The following is a 13,772-nucleotide window of genomic DNA, read 5'->3' on the forward strand; positions in this document are numbered from 1 at the left end:
CCAAAGAAGCTCCGCTACCGGCTGCTGCATGTCGCCGCCCGCCTCACCCGCGGCGGCCGACGTCTGCGCTTGCGGATATCGGCGACCTGGCCCTGCAGAAACGAACTGGCCACCGCCTTCCATCGCCTCGCCGCATTGCCCCGCCCCGCCGGCTGACCGGCAAACCTGCCCGCCACAACCCGAAGGACCCTGGAGAACCCGACCACCGCGCCGGGATTCCGGCATGCCCGGACACTGCAATCGCGTCGGCCACCCGACTACTGCCCCTCAGCGACGCCTCACCGCCCCAACCGAAACGGCGAGGCTAGACGCAGCGGATGACGACTCCGCCCTCGTTCTGCTGGAGGGACGAGCCCAGGTGGCTGGACGAGCCGCCCTTGACGGTGACAACCTCCTCGGCGCAACGGTGCTGCTGACCCGTGCCGAGCTCGTGGACCGACTGGGCACTGCGTACCCCGCCCGGCCCGCAGGACCTGACTCTGGTGGTGACGTCGTTGGACGACGCGGTCAGCAAGCTCGGCGGCTGACGCGCCCGCCGTGCGGCGGTCCGATGTCCGCTGCGGGTAGGGGGCGCGGAAAGAAGGGGCTGCTCCAGGGGTTTACCGACGGACGTCGTACGAGAGAGGCATCACCATGTCTTCTAGGGATACGCCGGTGAAGGTCCAGTTCGTCGGCAACGCGACCCTGCTGCTGCGGTACGGGCCGTTGACCCTGCTCACCAATCCGAGCTTCCTCCACCGCGGGCAGCATGCCCACTTGGGGTACGGCCTGGTGACCAAACGTCTCAAGGAGCCGGCTCTCACCGTCGGCCAGCTTCCTGACCTGGACGCCATCGTGCTGTCCCACCTGCACGGCGACCACTGGGACCGGGTGGCCCGCCGGAAGCTGGACCGCGCCCTGCCCGTCCTTACAACCCCGCAAGCGGCGCGGGTCCTGCGCACATTCCAGGGCTTCAACCGCGCCACGGGGCTGCGGGACTGGGAGCACCGCAGCCTCGTCAAGGACGGCCATCAGGTGCGTCTGACCGCGATGCCCGGCCGTCATGCCCTCGGTCCCCTGCGCGGCCTGTTGCCGCGTGTCATGGGAAGCATGCTCGAGTTCGGCCCCGAGGGTGGACCGGTACGGCTGCGCGTCTATGTTTCCGGTGACACGCTGCTGTTCGACGGAGTGGACGAGATCGCCCGACGCTACCCGGACACCGACATGGCGATCCTGCATCTGGGCGGCACCCGGTTGCCAGGTGGCCTTGTGGTCACCATGGACGGACGGCAAGGTGCGGAATGCGCCCGGCGCCTGGGCACGCCGTTCGCGCTCCCCGTGCATTACGACGACTACAGCGTGATGAAGTCGCCGCTGAGCGCGTTCCTGGACGAGATGGCCCGTCGCGGCCTGGAGGAGCGGGTCGTGCACTGCGACCGCGGCCAGATCGCGACGCTCACGCCGGGCGGAGCACAGGTCCAGGTGCGCTGAGCGCCTCCCAGCGCGCCCCGCTGACCGCTGCCCGGTGGGAGGGGGTCAGCGCCTGGACAGACGGTGCAGCACGACCTCGTCGAGCACCGCATCAGCCACCGTGCATGTCATGTACGTGCAGTACGGCTGCCGTCTGCGGTCCGTCGGGGAACCCGGGTTGAGCAGGCGTAGTCCACCCGGCGCCTCGGTGTCCCAGGGGATGTGGCTGTGGCCGAAGACCAGGACATCCAGATCCGGGTACAGCGCGGCGCAGCGCGCCTCCCGGCCACGGGCCGCCCCTGTCTCGTGGACGACGCCGAACCGCAGGCCGCCCAGTTCGACGCGGGCCACCTCCGGCAGCCGCGACCGCAGTTGCGGGCCGTCGTTGTTTCCGTACACCCCGACCAGGCGCCGCGCACGCCCCTCCATCAGGTCCAGGGTGGCGACGTCGACCCAGTCCCCGGCATGGACGACGACGTCCGCCCGGTCCACTGCGCACAATAGTTCGTCGGGGAGCCACTTGGCGCGCAGGGGCACATGGGTGTCCGAAACCAACAACAGTCGCATGGGCAGCTCTGTCACCGCCTCGGTCGAGTCGCCGTCCATCCGCTGCCTCCCTTTTACTGGTCCTCAGCTCCAGCGGCCATGGCCGTCCGCTCGCGGGGTGGGGCCCGCCCCGGAGTGGCGGCCGGGGCGGGCGGCGGCGTGACGCTGACCGGGCCCGAGGCCGCCACGCGCGGCAAACGCGTCGGCTACGGCGCCGGTAGCGAAGGCGTAAACGGCCTTGTGGATGACATCGATAACGAGTTCCTTGCGGGGCCACGTCGAAGGCGGTGCGCCCACGCCGGTGGCGTTCTCGAGGATCTGGTCGGTGGTGAGCCGGACGACGGTGAACTGCGCCCAGGCAAGTGGCCCGCGCAGCCCGGCGTTTGCCATGACGGAGCGCCCCACACCCAGGAGGGTGGCCTGGCCGAAGTGCATGGCCCAGTTGAGGGGCACAGGCTGTGTGCCCGGCCGTTCGGGCAGCCCGGCCAGGCGCTCCAGTACCCGCGCCGGCACATGCGAGTCGGGCCGTTTCGTGACAGCTTGTTCGAGCTTCTCGCCGAGGGTCATCACGATGCTTCCTACAGCGCCTGCGATCAATCCCTGCTTCAGTACCTGCTTAATCATGATATGGGGGTACCCATATCGGGACTTTCGACGCATCTTGGGGGCGATCCGCAGGGTTGTGGAACCGGGGTCGGGAGAGGTCGAGACGTAGGTCGTACTTCGGACCCGTCGGCATCTCACTATCCGGGTCGGATGGTCGCGCGGAAGCAGCCATCACAGTTTGGCTCGGACACGTCATCTCAATGCGCGCCTTGTCCAGGGTCATGCTGTACGGCGGGCGCCCGTCAGGCGGCGCTGCAGCACCGCAGCTGTCGGTCGGCGACGGGGCGGGCAGTACATCCCCTTTCCGCCCTCGTCGCCGTCTTGGGGGCTTTTCAGCGCCCGGGTCGGATGACCGCGCGTACGCAGCCGTCGGACTTGTGCTTGAACATGTCGTACGCGGCAGGCGCCTCGTCCAGGGAGAGACTGTGCGTCGCCAGATGGGACGTGCTCAGCTGTCCGGCGGCAATGCGGTCCAGCAGCATGGGGATGTAGCGCTGGCCGTGCATCTGGGCGCCCCGCAGGGTCAGTCCCTTGTTGATCACCGCGCCGAGGGGGAACTTGTCGACAGTGCCGGCGAACACGCCGAGCACGAAGACCGTACCGCCCTTTCGGCAGGCGTGGACGGCCTGCCGGACGGCGGTGGGGCGGTCCGTCTGGAGCCGCAACTGCTGTTTGACCTGGTCGTAAAGGTGCATCGGGCCGTCGCTGTGCGCCTCCATGCCGACTGCCTCGATGCATACGTCCGGGCCGCGGCCACCGGTGCGCTCCCGCAGTTCGGCTCCGACGTCGGTGCTCGTGTAGTCGATGACCTCGCTGCCGACGTACCGTTCTGTCATCTCCAGCCGTTCGGGGATCCGATCGATGGAAATGACTCGGCCCGCGCCGAGCAGGATCGCGGCGCGGGCCGCCATCTGCCCCACGGCGCCGCACCCCCACACGGCGACCACGTCACCCGGCTGCACTCCTCCCAGGTCGGCCCCCATCCAGCCTGTTGGCACCGAGTCGGACACGAACAGTGCACTCGTGTCGTCGACGCCGTCGGGGATGGTGAATGCGCCGTAGTCCGCGAACGGGACACGTACGTACTCGGCGTGGCTGCCGCGCAGCCCGCCCATGGCGTGCGAGTAACCGAAAATGCCGGCGGTGTCGGCGCCGAAGAGAGCCTGGCCGATACCGGGGTTGGTGTTGGTGTTGTCGCACAGGGACCACAGGTCGTGGGTGCAGTACCAGCAGCGCCCGCAGCCGACGAACGAGCAAACGACCACCCGGTCGCCCACCGAGTGCCGCCGCACCGCGGACCCGACCTCGACGACCTCGCCGACGAACTCATGTCCGATCACATCACCGGCCCGCATGAAGGGGATGTAGCCGCCGATGAGATGGAGGTCCGATCCGCAGGTGGTCCCGGCGACGAGCCGGACGATCACGTCCTGGTCGTTGAGCAGAATCGGGTCGGGCACCCGCTCGACGGACAGCTTGTTGACGCCTTCCCAGCACAGAGCCTTCACAGCACTCCCTCCCCACCTGCGCGCCGGCTCAGCAACCCGATCAGCTTCCCGCCAGGGGTGTCATGGGTGGTGGACGGCGCGTCGGCCCGCATGATCTCACCGGTCTCCAGAAGCGCCTTGGCCTCGCGCAGGGCCATGCGCAGATCCTGCCGCGGGTCGTTACCGGAGATCCGGGCACTGACGGAGTGGGTGTCCTCGGGCTGCGGCTGCCTGAAGCGGGCTGCGATCTCGGTGCCACGGTCGCCGGGCGCGGGGGTGATCCGCGTCTCGATCCGGTCGCCGAAGCCCTGCAAGGGCGCCGGCAGTCTGTCGCGCTGGACCTCACCCGGATCGCGCTGGACCGTCACCACCAGCCAGTGGTCCTGGTCGGCGGGCTCCGTGTCGTGTGCGGTCAGCCGGCGCAGTAGGAGGGCCCCGGTGGTGAGCCCCGCAGCGGCCGCGAACAGCGTCTTCTTGGCGGTCACGGCTGTTACACCTCCGGGTTGTTCGCACGGCGGCAGGTCAGCACGACGCCCAGCGTGATCATGCCGATGCCGAGGACGAAGTGCAGCCAGTTGTCCGCCGTGTTCAGCGGGACGAAGTTGGCGCTGCTGTGGTGCCCGACGAACAGGCCGTACAGCCACAGGACCAGGTAGACGGCGCCCCCGGCCAGCAAGAACGTCCGCGCTGCGGAGGCGGTGCGTGCCATGGCGACCCCGGCAACACCGAAGGCCAGGTGGACCAGGTTGTGCAGGATCGAGATCTGGAAGACGCCGAGCAGCTTCGCCTCGGAATGATGCGAGGCGAACTCCATGGTGTCGTAGTCCGTGGTGATTCCCGGGATGAACCCCAAGATCCCCACCAGAAGGAACACTGCCCCGACGATCATCGCGGCCTGCTGGACAGGCGTGCGGGGGTTCCCTGCCGTACGAGTACGCGTGGGCATATAGAGGCCTTCTTTCTCAGCGTCCTTTTCGATGAGCCGACGGGTACCCCTACAACCGCCGAACTATCGCCGGAAAGACGACTCGCCCCACCTGTCCACGGCTCCGAGCCGCCAGGCGGGGGACGGAGGGGCAGCGCCTGGCGGCCATGGTGGCGGCTGCAGCGCCAGCGGCGAGCATCCCGATGAGGAAGTAAATTCGCCTCTTCCCTCCCACAATTTGCGCGCTCGAACAGACCCCGTCATGGAGCCGGTCATAGGCGCTCAGGGGCACCCCGAGGAGCGCGTTGCCCGGCGGCCGCCGGGGGACGGCGGGATGCGGATGGGTGGGGGCGCTCCTGCGCACGGTCTCCCAGGCCACGCCGAGCCGGCGCAGCTGGGCGGGACCCAGTGCGTCCTGGAGCCGGGGCAGAAGTTCGTCCTCCTCGTCCCTGATGTCCTGTCTAATCAGGGCGAAGACCCGTCGCACCTTTTCCTCGCGTTCCGGGTCCTGCGGGTCGAGGCGTTCGATCTCGGAGGTGAGGTCGTTGATCTGCTGGTGCTCCTCCTCAACCCGCGCGGTCAGCTCCTCGCCATCCGTCACGCTGCGCCGGACGAGCGGCCAGAGTACGGTCTCCTCGGCGAACGCGTGGCTGAAGACGAGCTGGACGATTTCTTTGAGGGTCTGCTCTCGCCCCTCTGGGTCCGTCAGCAGGTGGCACCGGTCCATCAGCCGGTCCATCTCCGCGTGCTCGCGGCGCTGCCGTACCAGCACACTGCCCTCTCCGCCCAGCTGCTCAACCGTCTGGCCCTTGATGCTCGCCATGCTCGCGGCCCTCCTCAGCCGTCCTGCGGGTCCACCATTCCGGGCTCGTCCGCTTCAGTCCTGTCGCCCTCAGCCTGCGACGGCGTAGTACGCGGCGCATCGGAAGAGGCGGACGTGGACGGTTCGGCTGTGGTCTCACTGTCCGGCTCACGCTCGCCCTCGGCCTGGGACGGTGTCTGTTCACTCATAGATGGGCCTCCGTGCCGTCATGTCGGTGTGCGGCTGCGGTCCCGGCGCATCACCCAGCCACTGGGTACCCGGGACATGCTGTCCCACACCAGGCGTCGGCGGACAAAAGGGCAAGCTCCCGCGGGTCAGGAAACCTCGCGGCGGTCTTCCCGCCCCGAACGGGAGCCGCGGTACGCGGCACGGCGGATCGCGGCCAGGGCCGGGCCCGGGATGAACGCCCGCACGCTGTGTGCGTACGGGTCGAAGTCGAGGGTGCCCTCCCGGTCCATGGGCAGGAGGTCCCGCACCGTGAGCACCGCGAACCGCCGCCAGGACCGGTCGCCCGTCTCTGCGCACAGGTCGTACACCAGCGGCCCGGCGGTCAGTGCGGCAGCCATCCCCTCGGGATCACCAGGCACCGGCGCCTGCCGGGTCCGGCGGGGGACGGCACCCGGGAGGCACGACCGGCCGGCCACCCGGTACGGCAGGAGGCTGGAGTACGGGCCGCCCTGCGCGTCAGCGCGCGGCAACGGGAAATGCCGTCCGGCCCGCCCACGGCCGCTGCTGGTCATCAGCAGATCCAGCGTGCCGCCTGGGCCGTCGGCGTCCGGCACCCGGACGGCGAGACCCAACCCGTCCGGAGCCGCCGCCGCAGGCCGGCCGCGCGCGACAGACGGGCCGTCGCTTCAAGCCGCCGAGGCCTGTCCAGCCACGGCACGCCCCAAGGCCCGCGACCATCGTCCAATACCTCCAGCTCGCCGGTGCAGGTCAGCCCTCGGGGATGCAGGGCCGGAGCCCGGCGCAGCCGGGCCAGCGCCCGAAACCCGGCCTCGACCAGGGCAACCGGCCGGAAGGCGGATTCCGTCGAACCTGCGGCCACACGGATCGGTTCGGTGGCCCTGTCACCCATGCGCCCCGGGCTCCCCGCTCTCGCGCGCGTCCGCCTCGGCCTCAGGCCAGGAAGCCGTGCTGGGGGTGCCCTGACGGCCCTTAGGGGAGAGGTGCTCCTCCGAGCTGGTGGGCACGCGGTGCAGCAGCCCGTCCTCCTGCTCCCCGTACTGGCCGGCCCGCTCCAGGGGCGGCGAATAGGCGTGAATGGTGACGGTCGGACCGGACCCCGGCTCACAGCGCATGCGGTGGATGAAGGTCTCGTCGAAGCAGAAGCCCTCACCGGCCGGCACTCGGTCGCCGACCGGCCTCTGCCCGAGCCGCAGGTGTTCATGGCAGATCGCGCCGCGCGCCACGTGCACGGCTCCCGCCAAGCGGTCGTGGTCGTGGTCGTGGTAGCCCGTGTCGTGCTCGTCGTCCGTCCACTCCAGCACCCACACGCCCACATGCTCGTCGAGAAAGATCTCCGCGTAGCCGCGGTCGTCGGTGGGGTACTCAAGCAAGTCCGTCCACACCGCCTCCGCGCCGACGGCGGTCGCGGCGAGCTTCTGGGGTTCCCTGCCGTCGAGCTGCCGGCTGGGCGGAGCGAAGGGGAACCGTGCGTTCATCGTCCGCACCTCCTTCACTTCGTGCTTCGGGTCGCGGGGGTGCCGCGCAGCCAGGCGGCGATCCAGGCCGCCTCCATAGCGGCGTCCAAGAGGTATGTCGGCCGCAGCCGCCTCTTGGGGACATACACCAGATCGACGGTCAGCAGGGTGACCGCAGTGACGAGGCCGACGCGCCGAGCGTGCCTCGGACCCTCCGGGTCAGCTGCGGCGGCCAGCTGGGTGACGCCGGCACCCGCGAGCAGCCCGCCCGTGGTCATCTGCAGCCACTCATCGGTCTTCGGCCCGAAGACCCATTCAAAGCTGCGCAGGTGCACCAACGGCCACAGACCGCCCACGAGGTTGAAAACTCCGTGCGCGGCGGCGATCGTCGCCGACGGTACGGGCAGCGAGCTTCTACCCATGGGGCCTCCTCCTACCAGGACTGCCGCGAGTACCCCGAAGCGCGCGTCCTACCCCGGACTTAGACTGCGCTCTCAGCGGCGGCGCGTGGCGGCCCAGCCGCGCCGGGGCACCGATCAGCGGGCCCCAGGGCATCTCGGTCGGCCCACGGTGCACTGCTCACCGGCCGGAGCAGGCGCTGCCGTCAGTCGCCGTCCTGCACATCGTCCGGGCTGAGTCCCGCTTCTTCCATCGCCTCGCGCAGGGTACGTCCGGTGGCGCCAGTGTCCTGCTCTACGGTGGCACCCTCGTCTTGTGCCCCTAGCGTGTCGTCGGTGGTCGTCGTCTTGGGGCGGTTCTCCTCGGGAACGGTCATGTCATTCTCCTGCTTGCGGCGTGTATGCCTGTGATGTCAGGTCGGGTGGTCGGGTTGTTGCTCGAGAGGCGTGCCTCCGCCCTTCTTCCCGCGGTCCGTACCGTGTGCGCGGCCCCCATTTACGGTGGGCTCGGCCGCCTTCCGCGCCTGGCTGTCCTGCGGGGTACCGGCGCCTTTGTCACTGCGCCGCAACTCGGGTTGCTGAGGATTCGACATCGAGATGGGTCCTTCCTGAGACGTCGCCGAGAACACGGTGCATGGGACGGGTAGCCGGGGTTTCTGTGTACACAACATTCACCCTGCGATGATGGCTAGGTCACGAACGGCAGCAACGGCGTTCAACACCGGTCATGGTCTTCAGTTCAGTCTCGCCCGTCCGCGGCACCGGGTGTAAGGGTCACCGTGGTCGGGATCGATCGGCTTCACGTTCAGCTCCCGCCAGTTCCGCAACTGACGATCCAGCGGGATACCACGCTGCTCCAGTGGATTGAAAGCCATACGACGCCTCCTTCGAAGGCAGAGAGGAGAGGGTTGACCGAGTATCCCGGCGGCATGCCTCCAAACCAGGAAGCCGCGCCGCGCTGCCACCGTCTCAATCCGAGGCCCTGCCGACCATGCCCAGATCAGTCAGCCGCACCCGCCCGCCGACGACTCTTTTCTTATGACGTCAGTCGTTTCCTGACTGAAAATGCACGGATTTCTGACTGAAAATGCACGGGAGGCAGAAACTTACCTTTCGGGCGCGTCCATCCGGGTGACGAGGCCGTTTGCGGGGCGGCCCTGGGGGGCACTCAGTGATCCGTTGTCCAGCGATCGCGATTCGAGGTTTATCCATGGCTACGTCGACCGAGCCCGTCACTCCCGTGCCCGTTGCCGGCAGAGGACCGGGGAGGGTGGTGGTGAGCTGGCTGACGACCACCGATCATAAGAAGATCGGGCACCTGTACTTGATCACCTCGTTCTCGTTCTTCCTCTTCGGCGGTCTGCTCGCCCTTCTCATGCGGGCCGAACTGGCGCGTCCCGGAATCCAGCTGATCTCGAACGAGCAGTACAACCAGTCGTTCACCATGCACGGCACCGTGATGCTGTTGCTGTTCGCTACTCCCACGTTCGCCGGTTTCGCCAACGCGATCATGCCGCTCCAGATCGGAGCGCCGGATGTCGCCTTCCCGCGGCTCAACATGCTCTCCTACTGGCTCTTCCTCTTCGGCGGACTCATTGTCGTCGGCGGCCTGCTGACCCCCAACGGCACAGCCGACTTCGGCTGGACCGCCTACACACCCCTGAGCGGCGTCGAACGCACCCCCAACGTCGGGGCGGACATGTGGATCATGGGCCTGGCGCTGTCCGGATTCGGCACGATTCTTGGCGCGGTTAACTTCATTACCACGATCATCTGCATGAGGGCACCTGGCATGACCATGTTCCGTATGCCGATCTTCACCTGGAACGTCCTGCTGACCTCCGTACTCGTCCTGCTGGCTTTCCCCGTCCTGGCAGCGGCACTCCTAGTCCTGGAGGCGGACCGCCGATTCGGGTCCCAGGTGTTCAATCCGGAGAACGGCGGAGCCATTCTCTGGCAGCACCTCTTCTGGTTCTTCGGACACCCCGAGGTCTACATCCTCGCGTTGCCGTTCTTCGGCGTCGTGACCGAAATCCTTCCCGTATTCTCCCGCAAACCCGTCTTCGGATACATCGGACTTATCGGGGCGACCGTTGCCATCACCGGGCTTTCCGTCACTGTCTGGGCCCACCACATGTTCGCCACCGGTGCGGTTCTCCTGCCCTTCTTCGCCTTCATGAGTTACCTCATCGCCGTACCGACCGGGGTGAAGTTCTTCAACTGGATCGGCACCATGTGGAAGGGCTCGATCTCGTTCGAGACACCCATGCTGTGGGCCTTCGGATTCCTCGTCACTTTCCTCTTCGGCGGCCTCACCGGAGTGATTCTCGCGTCGCCCCCGCTGGACTTCCACGTCCACGACAGCTATTTCGTGGTGGCCCATTTTCACTACGTCCTGTTCGGCACCATCGTCTTCGCCATGTTCGCCGGATTCCACTTCTGGTGGCCCAAGATGACCGGCACCATGCTCGACGAACGCCTCGGGAAAATCCACTTCTGGACGCTCTTCGTCGGCTTCCACATGACCTTCCTCGTCCAGCACTGGCTCGGGGCGGAAGGAATGCCACGCCGCTACGCCGACTACCTGGCCGCCGACGGATTCACCGCACTCAATGCCCTTTCCTCCATCGGGGCCTTCGTGCTGGGACTGTCCACACTGCCCTTCCTCTACAACGTGTGGAAGACAGCGAAATACGGTGAGCGCATCGACGTCGACGATCCCTGGGGTTACGGCCGCTCCCTGGAATGGGCGACCTCCTGTCCCCCGCCCAGGCACAACTTCGTCACCCTTCCCAAGATCCGGTCCGAGTCCCCCGCCTTCGACCTCCACCACCCTGCCGTGGCCACCATCGACCGGCGCGCCAACGAAGGCAGGCGCGACGTCATCGAACCGGGCCGAGGCATCGCCTCTCCCCTGTCCGACGACCGGGACGACACCTGACGTTCGGGCCGTCGCACGGGGGGTGCCGGATTTGCGATACGCCGAGGAGTCATGGAGAGGCTGCGTTTGACGGAAGGTAGGCGAGGAGAGCGACGGTGGTCTCTTCGGCATCACGACTGCGGGTGCCGATGACCAGCAACAACATGACCGAGGCCGAGTTCGTCGAGCTGTCGGAGGCGGTGCCAGCAAGGTCTGTGGATGACCAGCGCACAGTTAAGGGCCAAGGACAGCTGGACACCGTCGCAACGACGACCCGAGCGGAGACGTGAGAACAGGGAAAGGAACACGTGATGATCGACGGGGCTCTGGTCCGCGAGGGCCATGCCTGAGTGCCGGACGGGCCGTCCTGGGCGGCGAGGCCCTCCGCGGCGCGGGAGGAGGTGCTGACACGGGCGGAGTTCGTGGACCGGCTGGGCACTGCGTCCCGAATCCGCAGGAGCTGATTTCGGTGGCGGCATCGTGGGACGACACGGTCGGCAAGCTCGGCGGTTGAGGAATGGGCCGGGGGTGGCAGGGCCTCCAGCCCGGGTGCTACGGCGCCGCGTCCCGGCCGACGCGGGAGCCTGCGTACGCAGCGACACGCAGCGTACGCAGACGGTCCACAGGGTGGAGGCCGGGCAGCAAGTTGCGGTAGGGATCGAACGCCTCCCCGTCCTGGGGCTGCTCGGCGGGATCCTCGTCGGGCAGGGCCAGCCTTGCCAGGGGCCGCCAGGCCGCGCCCGCCCCGAAACAGAGTGTGAAGGTGAGGGGCCGTACTGCGATGGCGGCTCGCACCGCCGGCGGCTCGGTGGGCACCCGCGGGATCCCGGGCTCTGGGAACACGGCCAGCACCCCGCGCCGTCCGCCGACGACGTACGGCAGCAGTGTGGAGTACGGGCCGACGGTGGCGGATGCGCGGGGAAGCGGCACGTGGCGGGACCAGCGGCCGCGGCCGCTGGTCGTCATCAGCAGGTCCAAAGGCCGGCCCGGTCCGTCGGCGTCCGCCACCCTCAGCGCCAACCCCGCCGCGTCCGGCAGGGACCAGGGGAGCCCGGCGGCACGCGACCAGCGCGCTGTCACCGCGTACGAGCCCGGATTGTCCAGCCACGGCACGTCCCAGCGGGTCGCCCGTGCAGGTACGTCGAGGCGACCCACCACGATCACCCCCTCGGGGTGCAGGGCCGGCCGGTTGCCGCGTCGACGGGCTGCGGCGCGGGCCGTCCGAAAGACGAGACGGTCGAGACGGTTCATCCAGCTGTCCGTTCCTGTGCCGACGGCGATACGGGCGGCCCCCGCCCCACGGCAGCGGGTGCCCACTCCCACCCTTTCTCACGCTGCGGAGCACGCCCCGGTGTGGAGCGCTGAAAACGGGCTACCCAACAGGTCTACCGAAGGACGCCGCATGAGAAGGGCTACACCATGACGTCGTCAGTGGATACGCCAGTGCAGGTCCGGTTCATCGGCAACGCGACTTTGCTGCTGCGGTACGGGCCGCTGACCCTGCTCACCGACCCGAACTTCCTTCACCGTGGGCAGCACGCCCACCTGGGATACGGACTGCTGACGAAACGGCTGAAGGAACCGGCTCTCACGGTCGACGAGCTCCCCGACCTCGACGCCGTCATCCTGTCCCACCTGCACGGCGACCACTGGGACCGGGTGGCCCGCAGGAACCTCGACCGCACACTGCCCGTCCTCACAACCCCGCAAGCCGCACGGATTCTGCGGACTCTCCAAGGCTTCCGCCATGCCACGGGGCTGCGGGACTGGGAATACCAAACCCTCGTCAAGAATGGCTACCAGATCCGCCTGACCGCGATGCCCGGCCGTCACGCCCTTGGCCCTCTGCGTGGTCTGCTGCCGCGTGTCATGGGAAGCATGCTCGAGTTCGGCCCTGCGAGCGGACCGGTGCGGCTGCGCGTCTACATCTCCGGCGACACGCTCCTGTTCAACGGAGTCGACGAGATCGCCCGCCGCTATCCAGACACAGATGTGGCGGTCCTGCATCTGGGCGGCACGCGGTTGCCCGGGGGCTTGGTGGTCACTATGGACGGGCGGCAGGGTGCGGAATTCGTCCGGCGACTGGGCCCACGGTTCGCGCTGCCTGTGCACTACGACGACTACAGCGTGATGAAGTCACCGCTGAGCGCGTTCCTGGACGAGATGGACCGACGCGGCTTTGAGGAGCGGGTCGTGCACTGCGGGCGCGGCCAGATCGCAACGCTCACGCCTGACGACCCGCAGGTCCTCGTGGTCTGACCTACCCAGGCCCTGACAGCGAGCGGGCGGTCACCGCCTGGGCATGCGGTGCAGGACAGCCTCGCCGAGCACTCCGTCCCTCACCGTGCACGTCATGTACGTGCAGGACGGCTGCCGTCTGCGGCCCATAAGGGAGCTCAGGTTCAGCAGGCGCAGCCCGCCCGGCGCCGCAGTGTCCCAGGGGATTGGTTGTGCCGTACCGAACCCGTGCGGGTCAGGTCCGTATGCCGGTTGCCGTCGGCAGCCCGCGACCCGCGCTCGATCGGCGCTGGCGGTGCGCCCGGGTGCGGCCGCCCGCCTGGTACCAGGAGGCGGCGAGCACAGATCCGAGAGCGGCTTCCACTCGGTCGCCGCCGTAGTACATGACTTGGGCCCCGGCCCGCAGGTCAGCGGTGGCGAGGGCGGCGCCGGGCGGCGGCAGCGCGTACAGGGTCTTGGCGAGGACGGCGTGTGCGGCACCGGCGACCAGCAGGGTCGTCCCTCGCAGGGCCGGGTGCCATCGCCGGCGTACGGGATCCAGCTGGCAAATGGAGAACGTGAAGAGCAGCCCGGCGGCCAGGATGTGCACGTGCATGATGGCGTGCCCCAAGTGGTGGTGCTGTGCTGCTGCGAACAGCTCTGGGGCCTTCCCCCATGAAGGTGGGCACGCGGTTATTGATCACGCGGCGAGCGTGAGTTTAGCGGCGTGGTGTCGGCGTTCGTATTCGTCGGGGCTG

At 68.3% G+C, this 13,772-nt stretch carries 17 protein-coding genes; 5 read left to right on the forward strand and 12 right to left on the reverse strand.

The window, feature by feature from the left end:
- Both ABZ154_RS33470 and ABZ154_RS33475 read left to right on the forward strand, forming a co-directional pair.
- On the forward strand, positions 1-156 hold a 156-nt coding region (locus ABZ154_RS33470), incomplete at its 5' end, for a transposase (protein WP_356838132.1).
- 477 nt (positions 157-633) lie between these two features.
- On the forward strand, positions 634-1,470 hold the full coding sequence (locus tag ABZ154_RS33475) for an MBL fold metallo-hydrolase (RefSeq protein ID WP_356838119.1): 837 nt from the start codon (positions 634-636) through the stop codon (positions 1,468-1,470).
- Between the two features lie 45 nt (positions 1,471-1,515).
- On the opposite strand, the gene ABZ154_RS33480 is transcribed toward ABZ154_RS33475, so the two are convergent.
- From ABZ154_RS33480 to ABZ154_RS33525, 10 genes are all read right to left on the reverse strand, one after another.
- Positions 1,516-2,016 (reverse strand): metallophosphoesterase, encoded by a 501-nt coding sequence (locus tag ABZ154_RS33480; protein WP_356838133.1) that lies wholly within the window; start codon positions 2,014-2,016, stop codon positions 1,516-1,518.
- Positions 2,017-2,079: 63 nt separating this feature from the next.
- Positions 2,080-2,619 (reverse strand): hypothetical protein, encoded by a 540-nt coding sequence (locus tag ABZ154_RS33485; RefSeq protein WP_356838120.1) that lies wholly within the window; start codon positions 2,617-2,619, stop codon positions 2,080-2,082.
- Between the two features lie 314 nt (positions 2,620-2,933).
- Positions 2,934-4,109 (reverse strand): zinc-dependent alcohol dehydrogenase, encoded by a 1,176-nt coding sequence (locus tag ABZ154_RS33490; protein ID WP_356838121.1) that lies wholly within the window; start codon positions 4,107-4,109, stop codon positions 2,934-2,936.
- Positions 4,106-4,573, reverse strand: a complete 468-nt coding sequence (locus ABZ154_RS33495) for a hypothetical protein (RefSeq protein ID WP_356838122.1) — start codon at positions 4,571-4,573, stop codon at positions 4,106-4,108. The genes ABZ154_RS33490 and ABZ154_RS33495 overlap by 4 nt, the downstream gene beginning before the upstream one ends.
- A 5-nt stretch (positions 4,574-4,578) precedes the next feature.
- Positions 4,579-5,034 (reverse strand): DUF4383 domain-containing protein, encoded by a 456-nt coding sequence (locus ABZ154_RS33500; protein WP_356838123.1) that lies wholly within the window; start codon positions 5,032-5,034, stop codon positions 4,579-4,581.
- Positions 5,035-5,083: 49 nt separating this feature from the next.
- Positions 5,084-5,836 (reverse strand): hemerythrin domain-containing protein, encoded by a 753-nt coding sequence (locus tag ABZ154_RS33505; RefSeq protein WP_356838124.1) that lies wholly within the window; start codon positions 5,834-5,836, stop codon positions 5,084-5,086.
- A 314-nt stretch (positions 5,837-6,150) separates the two neighbouring features.
- On the reverse strand, positions 6,151-6,402 hold the full coding sequence (locus ABZ154_RS33510; protein ID WP_356838125.1) for a hypothetical protein: 252 nt from the start codon (positions 6,400-6,402) through the stop codon (positions 6,151-6,153).
- Positions 6,403-6,906: 504 nt separating this feature from the next.
- A complete protein-coding gene (locus ABZ154_RS33515) occupies positions 6,907-7,500 on the reverse strand; it encodes a cysteine dioxygenase (protein WP_356838126.1) in 594 nt (197 codons plus the stop codon).
- Between the two features lie 14 nt (positions 7,501-7,514).
- Positions 7,515-7,901, reverse strand: a complete 387-nt coding sequence (locus ABZ154_RS33520) for a hypothetical protein (RefSeq protein ID WP_356838127.1) — start codon at positions 7,899-7,901, stop codon at positions 7,515-7,517.
- 182 nt (positions 7,902-8,083) lie between these two features.
- Complete coding sequence (locus tag ABZ154_RS33525) at positions 8,084-8,254, reverse strand: hypothetical protein (RefSeq protein ID WP_334665228.1); 171 nt, start codon at positions 8,252-8,254, stop codon at positions 8,084-8,086.
- An 833-nt stretch (positions 8,255-9,087) separates the two neighbouring features.
- Here ABZ154_RS33525 and ctaD point away from each other — a divergent pair.
- Positions 9,088-10,818 carry a cytochrome c oxidase subunit I gene (gene ctaD, locus ABZ154_RS33530; protein WP_356838128.1) on the forward strand — a complete coding sequence of 577 codons (1,731 nt, stop codon included), beginning with the start codon at positions 9,088-9,090 and terminating at the stop codon, positions 10,816-10,818.
- A gap of 95 nt (positions 10,819-10,913) precedes the next feature.
- On the forward strand, positions 10,914-11,087 hold the full coding sequence (locus tag ABZ154_RS33535) for a hypothetical protein (RefSeq protein ID WP_356838129.1): 174 nt from the start codon (positions 10,914-10,916) through the stop codon (positions 11,085-11,087).
- Between the two features lie 262 nt (positions 11,088-11,349).
- Here the strand turns inward: ABZ154_RS33535 and ABZ154_RS33540 are convergent, their stop codons facing one another.
- Positions 11,350-12,048 carry a phosphodiesterase gene (locus tag ABZ154_RS33540; protein WP_356838130.1) on the reverse strand — a complete coding sequence of 233 codons (699 nt, stop codon included), beginning with the start codon at positions 12,046-12,048 and terminating at the stop codon, positions 11,350-11,352.
- A gap of 168 nt (positions 12,049-12,216) precedes the next feature.
- On the opposite strand from ABZ154_RS33540, the gene ABZ154_RS33545 reads away from it, so the two are divergent.
- The gene (locus tag ABZ154_RS33545; protein WP_356838131.1) at positions 12,217-13,056 is read left to right on the forward strand and encodes an MBL fold metallo-hydrolase; all 840 of its coding nucleotides are present in this window, start codon (positions 12,217-12,219) and stop codon (positions 13,054-13,056) included.
- Between the two features lie 214 nt (positions 13,057-13,270).
- Here the strand turns inward: ABZ154_RS33545 and ABZ154_RS33550 are convergent, their stop codons facing one another.
- The gene (locus ABZ154_RS33550; protein ID WP_356838134.1) at positions 13,271-13,711 is read right to left on the reverse strand and encodes a cytochrome c oxidase assembly protein; all 441 of its coding nucleotides are present in this window, start codon (positions 13,709-13,711) and stop codon (positions 13,271-13,273) included.
- Positions 13,712-13,772: the final 61 nt, after the last annotated feature.

The sequence above is a fragment of the Streptomyces sp. NPDC006261 genome, from assembly GCF_040613515.1.
GTDB lineage: Bacteria > Actinomycetota > Actinomycetes > Streptomycetales > Streptomycetaceae > Streptomyces.

What these genes read in the sequence shown, in the direction of transcription:
- ABZ154_RS33475 (WP_356838119.1), top strand. Translation starts at nt 634, where the DNA reads ATGTCTTCTAGGGATACGCCGGTGAAGGTCCAGTTCGTCGGCAACGCG.
- ABZ154_RS33480 (WP_356838133.1), bottom strand. Translation starts at nt 2,016, where the DNA reads ATGCGACTGTTGTTGGTTTCGGACACCCATGTGCCCCTGCGCGCCAAG.
- ABZ154_RS33485 (WP_356838120.1), bottom strand. Translation starts at nt 2,619, where the DNA reads ATGATTAAGCAGGTACTGAAGCAGGGATTGATCGCAGGCGCTGTAGGA.
- ABZ154_RS33500 (WP_356838123.1), bottom strand. Translation starts at nt 5,034, where the DNA reads ATGCCCACGCGTACTCGTACGGCAGGGAACCCCCGCACGCCTGTCCAG.
- ABZ154_RS33505 (WP_356838124.1), bottom strand. Translation starts at nt 5,836, where the DNA reads ATGGCGAGCATCAAGGGCCAGACGGTTGAGCAGCTGGGCGGAGAGGGC.
- ABZ154_RS33510 (WP_356838125.1), bottom strand. Translation starts at nt 6,402, where the DNA reads ATGGCTGCCGCACTGACCGCCGGGCCGCTGGTGTACGACCTGTGCGCA.
- ABZ154_RS33515 (WP_356838126.1), bottom strand. Translation starts at nt 7,500, where the DNA reads ATGAACGCACGGTTCCCCTTCGCTCCGCCCAGCCGGCAGCTCGACGGC.
- ABZ154_RS33520 (WP_356838127.1), bottom strand. Translation starts at nt 7,901, where the DNA reads ATGGGTAGAAGCTCGCTGCCCGTACCGTCGGCGACGATCGCCGCCGCG.
- ABZ154_RS33525 (WP_334665228.1), bottom strand. Translation starts at nt 8,254, where the DNA reads ATGACCGTTCCCGAGGAGAACCGCCCCAAGACGACGACCACCGACGAC.
- ctaD (WP_356838128.1), top strand. Translation starts at nt 9,088, where the DNA reads ATGGCTACGTCGACCGAGCCCGTCACTCCCGTGCCCGTTGCCGGCAGA.
- ABZ154_RS33540 (WP_356838130.1), bottom strand. Translation starts at nt 12,048, where the DNA reads ATGAACCGTCTCGACCGTCTCGTCTTTCGGACGGCCCGCGCCGCAGCC.
- ABZ154_RS33545 (WP_356838131.1), top strand. Translation starts at nt 12,217, where the DNA reads ATGACGTCGTCAGTGGATACGCCAGTGCAGGTCCGGTTCATCGGCAAC.